The 14,790-nt window shown below is 66.9% G+C and carries 17 protein-coding genes; 4 read left to right on the top strand and 13 right to left on the bottom strand.

Annotation, left to right across the window (positions count from 1 at the left end; all coding sequences use genetic code 11):
- Window positions 1–82: 82 nt before the first annotated feature.
- Both G6N33_RS21330 and G6N33_RS21325 read left to right on the top strand, forming a co-directional pair.
- Window positions 83–487 carry an ArsR/SmtB family transcription factor gene (locus G6N33_RS21330; protein WP_044506933.1) on the top strand — a complete coding sequence of 135 codons (405 nt, stop codon included), beginning with the start codon at window positions 83–85 and terminating at the stop codon, window positions 485–487.
- On the top strand, window positions 484–876 hold the full coding sequence (locus tag G6N33_RS21325; RefSeq protein WP_044506935.1) for a Fur family transcriptional regulator: 393 nt from the start codon (window positions 484–486) through the stop codon (window positions 874–876). Before G6N33_RS21330 ends, G6N33_RS21325 begins: the two co-directional genes overlap by 4 nt.
- A 96-nt stretch (window positions 877–972) precedes the next feature.
- Here G6N33_RS21325 and G6N33_RS21320 read toward each other — a convergent pair whose 3' ends face one another.
- Genes G6N33_RS21320 through recO form a run of 3 tightly spaced genes read right to left on the bottom strand, consistent with a single transcriptional unit; the run spans window position 973 to window position 3,081 of the window.
- Window positions 973–1,398 (bottom strand): hypothetical protein, encoded by a 426-nt coding sequence (locus tag G6N33_RS21320; protein WP_044506936.1) that lies wholly within the window; start codon window positions 1,396–1,398, stop codon window positions 973–975.
- Complete coding sequence (locus G6N33_RS21315; protein WP_101528168.1) at window positions 1,398–2,291, bottom strand: decaprenyl diphosphate synthase; 894 nt, start codon at window positions 2,289–2,291, stop codon at window positions 1,398–1,400. The genes G6N33_RS21320 and G6N33_RS21315 overlap by 1 nt, the downstream gene beginning before the upstream one ends.
- The gene (gene recO / locus G6N33_RS21310) at window positions 2,284–3,081 is read right to left on the bottom strand and encodes a DNA repair protein RecO (RefSeq protein WP_044512088.1); all 798 of its coding nucleotides are present in this window, start codon (window positions 3,079–3,081) and stop codon (window positions 2,284–2,286) included. The genes G6N33_RS21315 and recO overlap by 8 nt, the downstream gene beginning before the upstream one ends.
- Window positions 3,082–3,143: 62 nt before the next feature.
- Here recO and G6N33_RS21305 point away from each other — a divergent pair, with 62 nt between their 5' ends.
- Window positions 3,144–4,631, top strand: coding sequence for an amidase (locus G6N33_RS21305; RefSeq protein ID WP_044506940.1), 1,488 nt, complete (start codon window positions 3,144–3,146; stop codon window positions 4,629–4,631).
- Between the two features lie 25 nt (window positions 4,632–4,656).
- Here G6N33_RS21305 and G6N33_RS21300 read toward each other — a convergent pair whose 3' ends face one another.
- Window positions 4,657–5,442 carry an SDR family NAD(P)-dependent oxidoreductase gene (locus G6N33_RS21300; RefSeq protein ID WP_101528167.1) on the bottom strand — a complete coding sequence of 262 codons (786 nt, stop codon included), beginning with the start codon at window positions 5,440–5,442 and terminating at the stop codon, window positions 4,657–4,659.
- Window positions 5,443–5,604: 162 nt separating this feature from the next.
- On the opposite strand from G6N33_RS21300, the gene G6N33_RS21295 reads away from it, so the two are divergent.
- Window positions 5,605–6,501 (top strand): manganese catalase family protein, encoded by an 897-nt coding sequence (locus G6N33_RS21295; protein ID WP_044506942.1) that lies wholly within the window; start codon window positions 5,605–5,607, stop codon window positions 6,499–6,501.
- A 125-nt stretch (window positions 6,502–6,626) separates the two neighbouring features.
- Here the strand turns inward: G6N33_RS21295 and G6N33_RS21290 are convergent, their stop codons facing one another.
- The 9 genes from G6N33_RS21290 to dnaJ all read right to left on the bottom strand — a co-directional run bounded on the left by G6N33_RS21290 (window position 6,627) and on the right by dnaJ (window position 14,770).
- On the bottom strand, window positions 6,627–7,205 hold the full coding sequence (locus tag G6N33_RS21290) for a hemerythrin domain-containing protein (RefSeq protein ID WP_044506945.1): 579 nt from the start codon (window positions 7,203–7,205) through the stop codon (window positions 6,627–6,629).
- A gap of 129 nt (window positions 7,206–7,334) precedes the next feature.
- A complete protein-coding gene (gene era, locus G6N33_RS21285; RefSeq protein ID WP_044506947.1) occupies window positions 7,335–8,237 on the bottom strand; it encodes a GTPase Era in 903 nt (300 codons plus the stop codon).
- Window positions 8,234–8,554, bottom strand: a complete 321-nt coding sequence (locus G6N33_RS21280) for a hypothetical protein (protein ID WP_044506949.1) — start codon at window positions 8,552–8,554, stop codon at window positions 8,234–8,236. Before G6N33_RS21280 ends, era begins: the two co-directional genes overlap by 4 nt.
- Window positions 8,547–9,851, bottom strand: a complete 1,305-nt coding sequence (locus G6N33_RS21275) for a hemolysin family protein (RefSeq protein WP_044506951.1) — start codon at window positions 9,849–9,851, stop codon at window positions 8,547–8,549. The genes G6N33_RS21280 and G6N33_RS21275 overlap by 8 nt, the downstream gene beginning before the upstream one ends.
- A complete protein-coding gene (locus tag G6N33_RS21270) occupies window positions 9,848–11,113 on the bottom strand; it encodes a hypothetical protein (RefSeq protein WP_044506953.1) in 1,266 nt (421 codons plus the stop codon). Before G6N33_RS21270 ends, G6N33_RS21275 begins: the two co-directional genes overlap by 4 nt.
- A gap of 8 nt (window positions 11,114–11,121) precedes the next feature.
- Window positions 11,122–11,655: an rRNA maturation RNase YbeY gene (gene ybeY, locus G6N33_RS21265; RefSeq protein ID WP_044506954.1), complete on the bottom strand. Its 534-nt coding sequence runs from the start codon at window positions 11,653–11,655 to the stop codon at window positions 11,122–11,124.
- A gap of 18 nt (window positions 11,656–11,673) precedes the next feature.
- Window positions 11,674–12,741 (bottom strand): PhoH family protein, encoded by a 1,068-nt coding sequence (locus G6N33_RS21260; protein ID WP_044506956.1) that lies wholly within the window; start codon window positions 12,739–12,741, stop codon window positions 11,674–11,676.
- 56 nt (window positions 12,742–12,797) lie between these two features.
- The gene (locus G6N33_RS21255; protein WP_044506957.1) at window positions 12,798–13,604 is read right to left on the bottom strand and encodes a 16S rRNA (uracil(1498)-N(3))-methyltransferase; all 807 of its coding nucleotides are present in this window, start codon (window positions 13,602–13,604) and stop codon (window positions 12,798–12,800) included.
- Window positions 13,605–13,627: 23 nt separating this feature from the next.
- Window positions 13,628–14,770: a molecular chaperone DnaJ gene (gene dnaJ, locus G6N33_RS21250; RefSeq protein ID WP_044506958.1), complete on the bottom strand. Its 1,143-nt coding sequence runs from the start codon at window positions 14,768–14,770 to the stop codon at window positions 13,628–13,630.
- Between the last annotated feature and the right edge of the window lie 20 nt (window positions 14,771–14,790).

Genomic DNA, 14,790 nt, shown 5'->3' with positions numbered 1-14,790 from the left:
TCATCATGCATGTGACAGTGGATGTCGGCCCCTATAGTGGGCATTCCAACGTCCCGGCACTTCTCGAGGTGATGGCTCCCCCATGGCGATGTCCCCCTCTCCGCAGACGGCCGCCGCCCGCCCGGCGCTCGACCTCGATTCCCACCGGTCCGGCGAGGTGGGTGAGCATTCGCCGTTCGCCGAGTACCCGGTTCCGCCGTCACGGGAGATTCTCGACGCCGCCGGGGAGCTGCTGCGCGCCCTGGCCGCACCCGTCCGGATCGCCATCGTGCTGCAGCTGCGCGAGTCGCAGCGCTGCGTGCACGAACTGGTCGACGCGCTGGGCGTGCCCCAGCCGCTGGTCAGCCAGCACTTGAAGATCCTCAAGGCGGCGGGGGTGGTCGCCGGCGAACGCTCCGGGCGTGAGGTGCTATATCGGCTCGCCGACCATCATTTGGCGCACATTGTCGTCGACGCGGTGGCCCACGCCGGCGAGGACAAACCGTGACACACCCCAGCGTCCGCTCCACCCGTCAGCGGGCGGCGATCTCCACGCTGCTGGAAACCCTCGACGATTTCCGGTCGGCCCAGGAGCTGCATGACGAGTTGCGCCGCCGCGGTGAGAACATCGGGCTCACCACCGTCTACCGGACCCTGCAAGCCATGGCGTCGTCGGGCGCGGTGGACACGTTGCGCACCGACACCGGCGAATCGGTGTACCGCCGCTGTTCGGACCACCACCACCATCACCTGGTGTGCCGCTGCTGCGGGTCGACCATCGAAGTGGGCGACCGGGAGGTCGAGGAGTGGGCCGCGCAGGTGGCCGCCAAGCACGGCTACTCCGACGTCAGCCACACCATCGAGATCTTCGGCACCTGCTCGAACTGCGGGTCCTGAGGCGGGTGTTTGTTCGCCGATGCCCGGCTGGCCGGGCGCTCGGTACCCCACGCCCGGCTAGTGGGGCGCTCGACCGTTAAGTCAGGCGCTCGGCCGTTAAGTCAGCGCGCGGCGCATCTGCGCACCCGTATCCAGCACCAGCAAGATCAGCGTGCGCAGGGCATCGTCGGCCAGCGCCGCACCCGGGAAGTTGTAGCGCAACATCACGTCCGCGGTCTTGGCCGCGCCCTTACCCGAATTGCGCCGGGCGGACTCGTCGCTGACCTTCTCGACGAGGGTGACGTTGCCGAAGTTGCTGTCGTGAGCCTGCTTGGCGACTTGCTCGCCGAGCTTCTTGGTCAGCGGTAGATCCCACACCACGACCTGGGTCAGCGACACCAGGTCCAATCCCTCGGCGATGGTCACCACCCGCAACGACGCGAAGGTGCCGGCGTGGTGCACGGTCAGGCCGCCGTCGGGTTCGTCCTCGACGTGCAGCACGTCTCGCAAAATCGAGCCCAGGCGCTCTTGCAGGGATGGCATCAGGCACTCCCGAACCGTCGGTTGCGGTCCGCGTACTCCTCGCACGCCGCCCAGAGGTCGCGGCGGTCATAGTCGGGCCACAGTTTGTCCTGAAAGATGTACTCGGCGTAGGCTGCCTGCCACAGCATGAAATTGCTGGACCGCTGTTCCCCCGAGGTCCGCAAAAACAAGTCCACATCCGGAATGTCGGGCCGTTGCAGGTGTTGGGCCACCGTCGACGCGGTGACGCGCTCCGGCTGTAACCGCCCAGCCGCGGCCAATCGTGCGATTTCCCTTGCAGATTCCGCGATTTCGGCGCGACCGCCGTAGTTGACGCAGTAATTCACGGTGATCACGTCGTTGTCCTTGGTCATCTCCTCGGCGATCGCCAATTCGTTGATCACGCTGCGCCACAACCGCGGTCGGGAACCCACCCAGCGAATCTTTACGCCGATGGCCTTGAGGTTCACCCGGCGCATCCGCACCACGTCGCGATTGAAGCCCATCAGGAAGCGGACCTCTTCGGGCGAACGCTTCCAATTCTCGGTCGAGAAGGCATACAGGCTGAGCCATTTGATGCCGATTTCGATTGCGCCGCAAACGATGTCGATGACAACCGCCTCGCCCGCCTTGTGGCCGTCAGTGCGGGTCAGGCCCTGTTGAGTGGCCCAGCGGCCGTTGCCGTCCATCACGATGGCCACGTGGTTCGGCAATCGATCGGCCGGAATCCGGGGCGGGGCCGCCTTCGAAATGTGCTGCGGCGGCCGGCTCGGGCCGCCGTCGGGTGCCGGCGGCAGCTCGGGGAACACCACCGGCCAGGTCGACCTGTCGGGAAACGTCGGATAGTCGTCGGGTGCGGGAGGTAGTTGCGGGAAGTCGCTGGACTTCGGCGTGCGCTCGTGGTTCCTAGCCACAGGCCTCATCCTGCCCGATCAGCGCGGCACGCCGATCGGCGATGGTGCGGTCGACCCGATACGTTCGCTCCACCAGGGGCAGCGTCTTGAGTTGACGTTCCAGATGCCATTGCAGGTGGGCGGCCACCAACCCGCTGACATGGCTGCGGTGCGATGGCGGGGTCGCCTCGGCGGCTTCCCAGTCGCCGTCGTGCAGCGCGGACATCAGTTCCAGCACACCCAGCGGCGGCGTCGTCGAACCCGCCGGGCGACAGTGCGGGCAGACGCTGCCCCCGGCGGCGATGTGAAACGCCCGATGCGGGCCGGGCGTGGCGCAGCGGGCGCATTCGGTCAGCGCGGGCGCCCAGCCGGCGATACCCATGGCGCGCAGCAGGTAGGCGTCCAGGAGCAGGTCGCGGGGTCGGCGTCCGTCGGCCACCGCCCGCAGCGCGCTCACCGTGAGCCGATGCAATGCCGGGGCCGGTGCCCGCTCCTCACCGGCGAGGCGTTCGGCGGTTTCCAGCATCGCGCATCCGCAGGTGTAGCGGCCGTAGTCGCTGACGATGTCGGTGGCGAACGCGTCAATCGAAACGACCTGGGTGACGATGTCGAGATTGCGGCCCGGGTGCAGTTGCACATCGATGTGCGCGAACGGCTCCAGCCGCGCGCCGAATTTGCTGCGGGTGCGACGCACGCCCTTGGCCACCGCGCGGACCAGACCGTGGTCGCGGGTCAGGAGGGTCACGATCCGGTCGGCCTCGCCGAGCTTGTGCTGGCGCAGCACTACCGCTCGGTCTCGATACAGCCGCATCTCCATAGTTTTGCACCCCGCCGCGACATCGCGGGTACCCGCGCCGGATAGTCTCGTACCCCGTGATCGGCGCTCCTGGACCCGCTGCTGGGTCCCCGTCCGGGTCCGCTTACGGATCCCGCGGCAGGCGCCTGCCCACCCTTACTGACCTGCTCTACCAGCTGGCGAGCCGGTCGGTGACATCCGACACGCTGGTGCGACGTTCGCTGCACGCGATCGAGGCCAGCCAGTCCACGCTGAACGCATTTCGGGTGGTCCTCACCGAATCGGCGCTGGCCGACGCGGCCGCGGCCGACCGGCGACGGGCGGCCGGCGATACGGCTCCGTTGCTGGGTGTGCCGATCGCGGTCAAAGACGACGTCGACATTGCCGGGGTGCCGACCGCGTTCGGCACCGACGGCTATGTCCGGCCGGCCACCCAGGACGCCGAGGTGGTGCGCCGCCTCAAAGCCGCCGGCGCGGTCATCGTCGGCAAAACGAATACCTGCGAACTCGGCCAGTGGCCGTTCACCAGCGGCCCGGGTTTCGGGCACACCCGCAACCCATGGTCGCGACGGCACACCCCGGGCGGGTCGTCGGGCGGAAGCGCGGCCGCGGTGGCCGCCGGCCTGGTCACCGCGGCGATCGGCTCCGACGGCGCCGGCAGCGTCCGCATCCCGGCGGCCTGGACACACCTGGTCGGCATCAAGCCGCAGCGGGGACGCATCTCCACCTGGCCGCTGCCCGAGTCTTTCAACGGAATCACCGTCAACGGTGTATTGGCCCGGACGGTGGCCGATGCCGCGCTGGTGCTCGATGCGGCGTCGGGCAACGTCGAGGGCGACCGCCATCGGCCGCCTCCGATCAAGGCGTCGGACTATGTGGGCATCGCGCCCGGTCCGCTGAACATCGCCCTGTCGACCCGCTTCCCCTACACCTTCTTTCGGGCCAAACTGCACCCGGAAATCCTGGCCGCGACCCGCGCCGTCGGGGACCAGCTGCAGCTGCTCGGTCACACCGTCGTCAGCGGCAACCCGGACTACGGCGTGCGGCTAGCGTGGGACTTTCTGGCCAGATCCACTGCGGGACTGCGGGAGTGGGAGGAGCGCCTGGGCGACGGTGTGGTCCTGGACCCCCGCACGCTGTCCAATCTGCGCCTGGGCCACGTGCTCGGGCAAGCGGTGCTGCGCAACGCGCGGCGACACGAGGAGGCACTGCAGCGCCGGGTGGGATCGATCTTCGACATCGTCGACGTGGTGGTCGCGCCGACCACCGCACAGCCGCCGCCGCTGGCACGATCGTTCGACCGGCTCAGCGGCCTGGGTACCGACCGCGTCATGATCAAGGCCTGTCCGGTGACCTGGCCGTGGAATGTCCTGGGCTGGCCGTCGATCAATGTCCCGGCCGGGTTCACCACCGACGGCTTGCCAATCGGCGTGCAGCTGATGGGACCGGCGAACAGCGAACCCATGCTGATCTCACTGGCCGCCGAGTTGGAGGCCGTCTGCGGGTGGGCAAGCAAACAGCCGCAGGTGTGGTGGGAGCCAGAACTCGGCTCGCCGCGCAGCTGAAACGTCCCGCGCGGCCGTGCCGGGCCTAGCGATGGATCGGGACGGAAATAACCCGATTCATAACGGCTTTCACGCTGTCGGGCAGGACGCGGGTGGCGGCTCCCAAGACGTGGGACAACACCGAACCGCCCTGAACCTTCGCATCGCCGCGCATCATCGCGTCGAACCCCTGACGGGCAACCAGAGCAGGGTCGTCCTTGGGCATTTTGCCCGCCACCGAGTCGTCCATCCTCGCACGGTGGAAGAAGTTGGTGTCGGTGACGCCCGGCATCAGCGCGGTGACGGTGATTGGGGTGTCACGCAACTCGTCGTGCAGAGCCTCGGCGAACGACTGGATGAACGACTTCGATGCGTTGTACACCGGCTGGTAGGACCCGGGCATCATCGACGCGACCGACGAGGTGAGTAGCAATTTCCCCCTGTTGCGGTTCGCCATGTCGCGCAGCACCAGCTTGGCCAGATGCACGGTGGAGCGGACGTTGAGATCGATGATGCTCAGGTCGTCCTCGAGCTCACTTTTGAGAAACATCTCGCCCCGACCAATGCCCGCGTTGAGGGCGGCCGCGGCCAGCTCACGATCTCCGTCGGTCGCGCTGCGGTACAGGTGCTCAACCCCGTCCGCGGTGCGCAGATCCACCTGAACCGCCTGCACCGCCGAATCCCATTGGGACAGCTTGTCGGGAACGTCATGGATGCCGTCGTCTTCGGCCGCGACGACCACGTCGTAGCCATTCCGGGCGAATTGCGTTGCCAGTTCGAAGCCGATCCCGCTGGAGGCACCCGTGACCAGTGCCAGTTTTGCTTGCACCATTTCCGGCGGCTACCCCTCGCGCGGCCGCACAAACGCCCCGACTCCAGGCCGATGCGCGCGTTATCGGCAAACGAGCAACCGGCTCGGACACCGTTTGGTGCCAAATCCGTCGGGTACACCGCTCGACGCCCCAAACCATGCCTACAGCCCAGGGAGGCGCCGATGTTCATCCACAACAAAGATCTTCAGTTCGAGGTGCGGGTGACCGAGCCCGACCCACGGTTCGCGACGCTGCTGATGGACCAGTTCGGCGGCGCGAACGGCGAACTGACGGCTGCGATGCAGTACTTCACGCAAGCCTTCGTGCTGCGGCAGAAGAACCCCAAGATGTACGACCTATTCATGGACATCGCCACGGAGGAGCTCAGCCACCTGGAGATGGTCGGGTCGACGATCACGATGTTGCTCGACGGGCTCAACGACAACCTGCATGTCGCCAACGAGCGATGTGACTGGATGCCCCTGGTGTCCAATCGAGACGGCAAGGACCGGCTGATGCACTCGGTGTCGGTGAGTCCGCTGTTCATGGTGCTCAGCGGCGGCGGACCGGACATCAAGGACTCCGGCGGCAACAACTGGACCGCCGCGTTCATCGACGCCAACGGCGACCCGACCGTGGACCTGCGCAGCAACATCGCCGCCGAGTCGCGGGCGAAGATCGTCTACGAATACCTCAAGCAGTTCACCGACGACCCCGGCGTGCAGGACACCCTGACGTTTTTGATGACTCGCGAGGTTGCGCACTACCAGCAGTTCACCGCGGCGCTCAACGAGCTTCCGGTGAACTTCCCGCCCGGACAGTTGCCGGGCGACGACCGATTCCAGAACAAGGCGTTCAACATGTCCAACGGCAATGGCGAATCGATTCGCGGGCCGTGGAACCAGGGCCAGGGCCCGTGGCCGCAGGGCATGGAATGGGAGTACGTCGAAAAGCCCGAGCAGCAGTGGCTGGGCAGCGACGCGCGCAAAAACAAAGGCGCCGAACGGGTTCCGGATGGCTCGCCAGCAGTGCAGGGCGACAAGCCGTTCACGCACGAGCAGCGCACTCCAACAAGCTAGTTCGAAGAAAAACAAGCTAGTTCGAAGAAAAACAAGCTAGTTCGAAGAAAAACAAGCTAGTTCGAAGAAAAGGCCGGGCGTCGACGGTGACGCCCGGCCTTTTCGATGCGCTCAGCGCGATGCGCTCAGTGCGCTTGCGGGTCCGGTGGGTTGTCTTCGCCGCGGCCGGTGAAGGCGTCACGAACGTGATCCATCACCGCCGCGCCCATGCCCATCGTCTTGAGCACCGCGGGGTTCGGCGGAGTGTCCGGGTGCGGCCTGGTGGGGGCAATCTTCTTGGCCACCTCCAGTTTCTCCCCGATCTTCTCCAGCTCTTCCCGGCTGATCGCGGTTTCGACCTGCGGCCACACCACTTCCTGTTCGAAAGCGATGTGCTCCCGGCCGAGTTTGATGAACTCCTGCAGCGCTTCGTGGTAATCCGGCTCGCCAGGCTTGCCGTCTTCCAATCGCTGCAGCACTTTCTTGCCCTGCTGCTCCTGCTCGACCGCCTTATCGGCAAGCGCATCGCCGAGCGCTTCGCGGACGGCCGGCCAGAAGTACTGCTCCTCGATCGCTTCGTGCTGTGACTCCGCGATGATGAGGTTGTTCACCGTGGTCTCCAGGCCGCTGGCTTGGGCGCCAGAGCCCGACGGTGCGCCATCGAGGGTCTCGAACAAACCGAGCACGCTTTTGTGGTCTTGACGGAGAAAAGTTAAAGCATCCATGCGTTGCCTTTCCGATTGGGCTGTATCGGTGGGTCAGTGGTACCCGGGCAACTGGCACTAAAACAGCGAAGCGCCGCGCAGAAAGGCGCCTACCACGCGAATTCGGCAGGCGGGCTTGGCGGCTTCGCTCTAGAAGCCCAGCCGCCCAAGCTGTTTGGGGTCGCTTTGCCAGTTCTTGGCGACCTTGACCCGCAGGTCGAGATAAACCTTGGTACCCAGCAGCTTTTCGATCTGGCCACGCGCCGCGGTCCCCACCTCACGCAACCGGGCCCCGCCCTTACCGATGATGATGCCCTTCTGGCTGTCTCGCTCGACGTAGAGCAACGCATACACGTCGATGAGGTCGTCGCGCCCCTGGCGCGGATTGACCTCGTCGATCACCACCGCCAGCGAGTGCGGCAGCTCGTCGCGCACTCCTTCCAGCGCGGCCTCCCGGATGAGCTCGGCCATCAGCACCTCTTCGGGTTCGTCGGTCAGCTCCCCGTCGGGGTAGTACGCGGGGCCCGGAGGCAGCGCGGCGGCCAGCACGTCAATCAGCAGGTCGACCTGGGTGTTGGCGACCGCGGACACCGGAACGATTTCGGCGGCATCGCCGACGAGTTCACTCACCGCGAGCAGCTGCGCGGCCACCCGGTCCTTGGGCACCTTGTCGATTTTGGTGACAATCGCCACGAGGGTGGTATTCGGTGCGACCGAACGGATTTGGTCGACGATCCAGCGGTCGCCGGGGCCGATCGCCTCGTCGGCCGGGATGCACAACCCGATGACGTCGACCTCGGCGTAGGTGTCCCGGACCAGATCGTTGAGTCGCTTGCCCAGCAGGGTGCGCGGCCGGTGCAGCCCGGGCGTGTCGACCAGGATGATCTGGAAGGTTTCCCGGTGCACGATGCCGCGGATGGTGTGGCGGGTGGTCTGCGGGCGCTTCGAGGTGATCGCCACTTTGGTGCCCACCAGCGCGTTCGTCAGGGTGGACTTGCCGGTATTGGGCCGGCCAACCAAACATACGAAGCCGGAACGGAATTCATCGTTCATAGCGGGGCACCGGTGCGGTCGGTGAGGATGATCGCCGCGGTCGGGCCGAGCTCACGTACCGCGGCGATACCCGGGTCGTCGGCCGAGCCGGCCACCAGGACGGCGGCCTCCAGATGGCTGACACCGCTGCAGACGGCCGCGGCCACCGCGGCCTGCAGCGAGGTGAGTCGCAGCGCCGACAAGTTGACGGGCGCGCCCGGGTAGCTGCGGCCGTCGACGTCGCGTACCGCGGCGCCGCTGCCGGCTTCAGCGCGTGCCATCGCGGCGCGCGCCAGCACCGCCAGCTTCGCGTCTTCGGGGTCCAGCTGCTCAGCCATGGTGGGCGTCCTCGAGTTCGGAGCCGTCGGATTCGGCCGGGCTCAGCAGCACGGTGCCGATCCGCACCCGTCCGCGGTGGTCGGTGCCGCCCTCGGCGCGTAGCCGCAGTCCGTGCGAGACGACCTCGGCACCGGGCAGGGGTACCCGGCCCAATTCCAGTGCCAGCAGACCGCCTACCGTGTCGACGTCGAGATCGTCGTCGAAGTCCACCCCGTAGAGTTCGCCGACGTCTTCGATCGGCAACCGCGCCGAGACTCGAAAGTTCTTGTCGCCCAAGTCTTCAATCGGGGCGGTCTCTTCGTCGTCGTACTCGTCGGCGATCTCTCCGACGATCTCCTCCAGCACGTCCTCGATGCTGACCAGGCCGGCGATCGCGCCGTACTCGTCGACGAGCAGCGCCATGTGGTTGCGGTCGCGCTGCATTTCCCGCAGTAGCGCGTCCAGCGGCTTGGAGTCCGGCACGAATACGGCCGGGCGCATCACCTGGGACACCTTGGCGTCCCGACCGCCGTCCGGGGACAGAAAGATCTGCTGGACAAGGTCTTTCAGGTACACCACGCCCACGATGTCGTCGACGTTTTCGCCGATCACCGGAATGCGGGAATGGCCGCTGCGCACGGCGAGGGTGGTGGCCTGGCTGGCGGATTTGTCGCTTTCAATCCAGATCATCTCGGTGCGGGGCACCATCACCTCGCGGGCCGGGGTGTCACCGAGCTCAAACACCGACTCGATCATCCGGCGCTCGTCGGCGGCCACCACGCCACGTTGCTGCGCCAGGTCGACAACTTCGCGCAGCTCGATCTCGGAGGCGAAGGGCCCGTTACGCAAGCCGCGGCCCGGGGTCAGCGCGTTACCCACCAGCACCAGCAGCCGGCTGATCGGCATCAGAAGGGATGAGATCACCTGCAGCGGAAGGGCTGTCGCGAGCGAAATGGAATACGCGTGCTGGCGGCCCAGGGTCCGCGGGCCCACGCCGATGACGACGAAACTGGTCAGCACCATGATGGTCGCGGCGCCGAACACCGCCCACTCCAGGCCGAAGTTGTCGTAGAGGAACACGACCAGCAGCACGGTCGCGGTGACTTCGCAAATGATGCGCAGCAGCACCACCAGGTTGATGTAGCGCGGCCGGTCGGCCATCACCTTCGACAGCGGCCGGGCTCCCGGCCGCTCGTCGCGCACCAGCTCGGCCACTCGGGCCACCGACACGGTGCTGATCGCGGCGTCGATCGCCGCGAAAACCCCACCCAGACCGATCAACGCGATCGCGCCGAGCAGCTGAGACATACCGGTCAATTCCGGGAATGCCTTGAGTCGGTTGCGGAGTCAGAGGTGTCGTCGGCGTTGCCTTTGCGCCGATTGAGCAACGAGGACACCACCACGACCGCTATCCCCAACAGTCCAAATCCGAGCGCGGACGGCCACCAGGGCTGGGTGGGCGTCGGCGGGGCGGCCTGGTTGGGCTCCCCGGGAGCGGCCAGCGCGAACAGGAAGCTGCCGTTGTCGGTGGGGCCGAAACCGGGCAGCGACTGACTCTTGGCCACCTTGATCTGGGTGCTGCTGTTGGGATCGTTGACCTGCCCCCACGCCAGCGTGGAGTCGTCGAGCAGGAAGGCATCCTGACTGCCGGGGGGTTGGCTGTCGTCGTGGCCCACCACCGCCACCTGTCCGATCTGCACGGTTTGGACGACGGCGGGAATCTCGGCCGAGACGTTTTGGTACAGCGTCGGCGGCGCCGGTGCGGCGTACTCCGGCGGCGGTGGGCCCTGCCAATTGTCCGGCGGGACAAAGGCTCCGCCGTAGAAACTGCCCGCCGCCAGGTAACTTTCGCTGACCGCGGTGAACGGGACCAGGCCCACGGTGCCGGCGTCGAGCACGATGCGGCCGCCGGCCGGCAGGTACGCCTCGCGGGAGGCGCCGCCGTAGGAGTAGCGGAACGTCATCGCCTGACCGAGTGGGTTGTACAGCGTCGGCCGGTGATATTGGTCGTAGTCGACGAATTCCCAGTGGCGGGGACGGACCAGTGCCTTGTTGTCGGCCTTGATCAGCTCGATGTTGTCGCTATGGGTGTTAATGACGTTTTGCACCTGCTGATTGAAGTCCGTGGGCGTCGGTGGCCGCGGCGGGTCGGCCGGGTTGAGCCGCGCTTCGGGGGCGGCCTTGGCAGCAGCGATGGCCTGGGCGGGCGCCTCCAGCTTCTTCGGCGGTGTCACCACCGAAACGTTGCGAGGCGTCCCCGGACCCGACGGGTTGATCTTCGGGGTCTGCACCGGGGTCGGTGCCGGCCGCGTGGAGGTCGGTGGCGGCGGCACCGGCGGGGGCTCCGGAATTTGGATCGGCAGCGTGCTCGACGGGGCTGGTGCCGGCCGTGGCGCCGGAGCATAGCACACGTTGGCGGTGTGATAGGCCTGCACATAAAACAGGCAATGCTGGCACGATACCGGGTTAGACCCCGCGCCGGCGCACGGAGAAGCCGCTGCCACAGCGGAATTGACGACGACCGCCGAGAAGGGCGCCAATATTATGGCGGCCGCGACCGCGATCTTGAATGCTTTCATTACAGAGCTCAATTGTCGAAATACCTTGACTTGTCCAGCAACCGGCGGTCTCTTTCACCCTGCCGGTCGTAGTGGTATGCCTCGACCTGTTCGGCGACCCACTCTTCGAGAAGTCGCTCCTGCAGAGCGAACATCTCCTTCTCTTCGTCGGGCTCGGCGTGGTCGTAGCCGAGCAGATGCAGCACGCCGTGGACCGTCAGCAGCGCCAATTCATGTCCAAGACTGTGGCCCGCGGCGGCGGCCTGTTCGGCGGCGAATTCCGGGCACAGCACGATGTCCCCCAGCATCGACGGCCCTGGTTCGGGAGCGTCCGGACGGCCACTGGGTTCGAGCTCGTCCATGGGAAAACTCATCACGTCGGTGGGGCCGGGCAGGTCCATCCAACGCATGTGCAGATCGGCCATCGCGGCCGTGTCCAACAGCACCATCGACAGCTCGGCGCCCGGATTGACGTCCATTTTGGCGATGACGAAGCGCGCGACGCTCACCAATTCGGTCTCGGATACGTCGATGCCCGATTCGTTGGACACTTCGATGGTCATTTGCCGCTCACCGCACCATCATCGGCGATTGCGGGTTCCGGACGCACGACGGGCCGCCCGATTCATGCCCGCCCCCGGCTCTTCGTGGCGCGCGTACGCGTCGACGATTTCCGACACCAGTCGGTGGCGAACGACATCCGCGCTGGTCAACTCGGCGACGTGGATGTCTTCGATGTGCTCGAGGATGTCGACCGCCGCGCGCAGACCCGACTTGGCCCCGCCCGGCAGATCGATCTGGGTGATGTCGCCGGTGACGACGATCTTCGACCCGAAGCCCAGCCGGGTGAGGAACATCTTCATTTGCTCGGGTGTGGTGTTCTGCGCCTCGTCGAGCACGATAAACGCGTCGTTAAGCGTCCTCCCCCGCATGTAGGCGAGCGGCGCAACCTCGATCACCCCGGCCGACATCAGCTTCGGCACCAACTCGGGGTCCATCATGTCGTAGAGCGCGTCATAGAGCGGACGCAGATACGGGTCGATCTTCTCGTTCAGCGTTCCCGGCAGGAACCCCAACCGCTCGCCGGCTTCCACCGCCGGACGGGTCAGGATGATGCGGGTGACCTGTTTGGACTGCAGCGCATTGACCGCCTTGGCCATCGCCAGATAGGTCTTACCAGTACCGGCGGGGCCGACCCCGAACACGATGGTGTGGGCGTCGATAGCGTCGACGTAACGCTTCTGGTTGAGCGTCTTGGGCCGAATCGTCTTGCCGCGGCGCGACAAGATGTCCAGCGTGAGCACCTCGGCCGGTGACTCGTTGCCGGTGCCGATCAGCATGGCGACACTGTGGCGCACCACCTCGGGGGTGAGCGGCTGGCCGTTGGCCACAATCGCGACGAGCTCGGTCAGCACCCGCTCGGCCAGGGCGACGTCGGCCGACTCACCGGAGAGGGTGACAGTGTTGCCGCGAACATGCAGGTCAGCATTGAGGGTGCGTTCGAGGGCGCGCAGATTCTCGTCTGCCGAGCCCAGCAAGCCCACGACCACATCGGGCGGAATGTCGATGCTGCTGCGAACCGGAGCTTTGAGATCGGGGCCCTGCAGGGCCCCAGCTGCGTCGGCAGCGTTGGTCTCGCGTGGCGTCACGTGGTTTCCGGTGCCTGCCTATCTCGGCTCGTCAAGGGTGATTCGGATGCCTCAGTCTACGCCGAGGGCTCGGTCTGGTCAGCCGCGCGCGGCTCGGCGGGCTGGCCTTCGGTGGTTTGCTGCCATCGCGGGGTAAGCACACCCAGCGCACCCAGGGCCACCGCGGCGGCGGTCGAGGTACGCAACACCTGGGGGCCCAGCCGCACCGCGACGGCGCCCACGTCGGTCAGCGCGGCAAGTTCTTCCGGGGCGATGCCGCCTTCGGGACCGACCACCAGGAACAGCGAGTTCGCCTGTGCTACACCGGCATCCACGAGCCGCTCGGTCGCCGACTCATGCAGCACCACCGCCACCGCGCCGCAGGCCACCGCGTCGCGGATGCGCTGAAGCAGCATCGGGGTGGTCAGCACGCCCTCGACGGTCGGGATGTAGGCCCGACGTGATTGCCGCGCCGCCGAGCGGACCACGGCTCGCCACCGACGCAAGCCCTTCTCGACCCGGGACCCCTGCCAGCTCGCCACACATCGGGCGGCCTGCCAGGCCAGAAACGCGTCGGCGCCGGCCTCGGTGGCCAGCTCGATCGCCAACTCCGAACGGTCCGACTTCGGCAGGGCTTGCACCACCGTCACCGGCGGCTGGCCGGGGTTGACCGTCCAACGATCCCGCACCCGGGCGCGTAAGCCGTCACGGTCGGCCTGTTCCACCTCGCAGCGGGCCAGCGCGCCCGCGCCGTCACCCAGCCACAACTGCTCGCCAGGCCGGATCCGCCGCACGGTCGCGGCGTGAAAGCCTTCGTCGCCGTCGACGACCGCGAGTTCACCGGTGTCGGGCAAGGCCTGGACGTAGAACAGCGTCGCCACCATGTGCACGGCCCGCGCGACTGGGGCTAGCGCCCGGTGAAGGTTTCGCGAAGCCGACTGAACAGGCCGCCACCGGTGTGGGAGGAACGCACCTCGGGCACGTCGCGGTTGCGGCGGTTCTTCAGTTCGCGCAGCAATTCGATGTCGTGGTTGTCCAGGCGGGTGGGGACCACCACCTCGACGTGGACGTTGAGATTGCCCCGGGTGGACGACCGCAGCTGCGGCATGCCCTGACCGCGCAGCGTGATGACCGAACCCGGCTGTGTCCCAGGCGGAATGGTGATTTCACTGGGGCCGTCGAGGATGTCGTCGATGGTGATGGCGGTGCCGAGCGCGGCATCGATCATCGGCACCGACACCGTGCAGTGCAGGTCGTCACCGTCGCGGACGAAGATGTCGTGGGCCTGCTCATGCACCTCGACATAGAGGTCACCGGCCGGGCCGCCGCCCGGACCGACCTCGCCCTGCGCGGCAAGCCGAACCCGCATCCCGTCGCCGACACCGGCCGGGATCTTGACGCTGATCTCGCGCCGGGCCCGCACCCGGCCGTCGCCCATGCACTGATGGCAAGGGTCGGGGATGACCACGCCAACGCCACGGCAGGTGGGGCACGGCCGCGACGTCACCATCTGCCCCAACAGCGAGCGCTGCACCGTCTGCACCTCGCCCCGCCCGCCGCAGGTGTCGCAGGGGACCGGCGCCGAATCGCCATTGGTGCCCTTGCCCTGACAGCGGTCGCACAGCACCGCGGTGTCGACGGTGACCTGCTTGGTCACCCCGGTCGCGCACTCTTCGAGGTCTAGGCGCATCCGCAGCAACGAGTCCGACCCGGGCCGGACCCGGCCGATCGGACCGCGCGAGGTCGCGCCTCCGCTGAAGCTGCCCCCGAAGAAAGCCTCGAAGACGTCGCCCAGGCCGCCGAATCCACCGAATCCGCCGCCCGCGGCGGCATTCTCCAGCGGATCCCCGCCCAGATCGACGATCCGGCGTTTCTCGGGATCGCTGAGCACCTCGTAGGCGACGCTGACCTCCTTGAACCTCGCCTGCGCGGCCTCGTCGGGATTGATGTCAGGGTGCAGCTCACGCGCCAGCTTTCGATACGCGCGCTTGATCTCCGCATCGCTGGCGTTTTTGTTCACGCCGAGCAGCCCGTAATAGTCGCGTGCCACGCCTGACCTTTCTGGACCCA

Source organism: Mycobacterium simiae (genome assembly GCF_010727605.1).
In the GTDB taxonomy this organism is placed as follows: domain Bacteria; phylum Actinomycetota; class Actinomycetes; order Mycobacteriales; family Mycobacteriaceae; genus Mycobacterium; species Mycobacterium simiae.
Note: the sequence above shows the minus strand (reverse complement) of the source record. Positions and strands in the feature narration are given on the sequence as shown.

Excerpts from the sequence above, each read along its gene's own strand:
- G6N33_RS21300 (WP_101528167.1), bottom strand. The coding sequence starts at position 5,442 with ATGGTGCAAGCAAAACTGGCACTGGTCACGGGTGCCTCCAGCGGGATC.
- recO (WP_044512088.1), bottom strand. The coding sequence starts at position 3,081 with ATGCGGCTGTATCGAGACCGAGCGGTAGTGCTGCGCCAGCACAAGCTC.
- G6N33_RS21290 (WP_044506945.1), bottom strand. The coding sequence starts at position 7,205 with ATGGATGCTTTAACTTTTCTCCGTCAAGACCACAAAAGCGTGCTCGGT.
- G6N33_RS21270 (WP_044506953.1), bottom strand. The coding sequence starts at position 11,113 with ATGAAAGCATTCAAGATCGCGGTCGCGGCCGCCATAATATTGGCGCCC.
- G6N33_RS21280 (WP_044506949.1), bottom strand. The coding sequence starts at position 8,554 with ATGGCTGAGCAGCTGGACCCCGAAGACGCGAAGCTGGCGGTGCTGGCG.
- ybeY (WP_044506954.1), bottom strand. The coding sequence starts at position 11,655 with ATGACCATCGAAGTGTCCAACGAATCGGGCATCGACGTATCCGAGACC.
- G6N33_RS21295 (WP_044506942.1), top strand. The coding sequence starts at position 5,605 with ATGTTCATCCACAACAAAGATCTTCAGTTCGAGGTGCGGGTGACCGAG.
- G6N33_RS21320 (WP_044506936.1), bottom strand. The coding sequence starts at position 1,398 with ATGCCATCCCTGCAAGAGCGCCTGGGCTCGATTTTGCGAGACGTGCTG.
- G6N33_RS21330 (WP_044506933.1), top strand. The coding sequence starts at position 83 with ATGGCGATGTCCCCCTCTCCGCAGACGGCCGCCGCCCGCCCGGCGCTC.
- G6N33_RS21255 (WP_044506957.1), bottom strand. The coding sequence starts at position 13,604 with ATGGTGGCGACGCTGTTCTACGTCCAGGCCTTGCCCGACACCGGTGAA.
- era (WP_044506947.1), bottom strand. The coding sequence starts at position 8,237 with ATGAACGATGAATTCCGTTCCGGCTTCGTATGTTTGGTTGGCCGGCCC.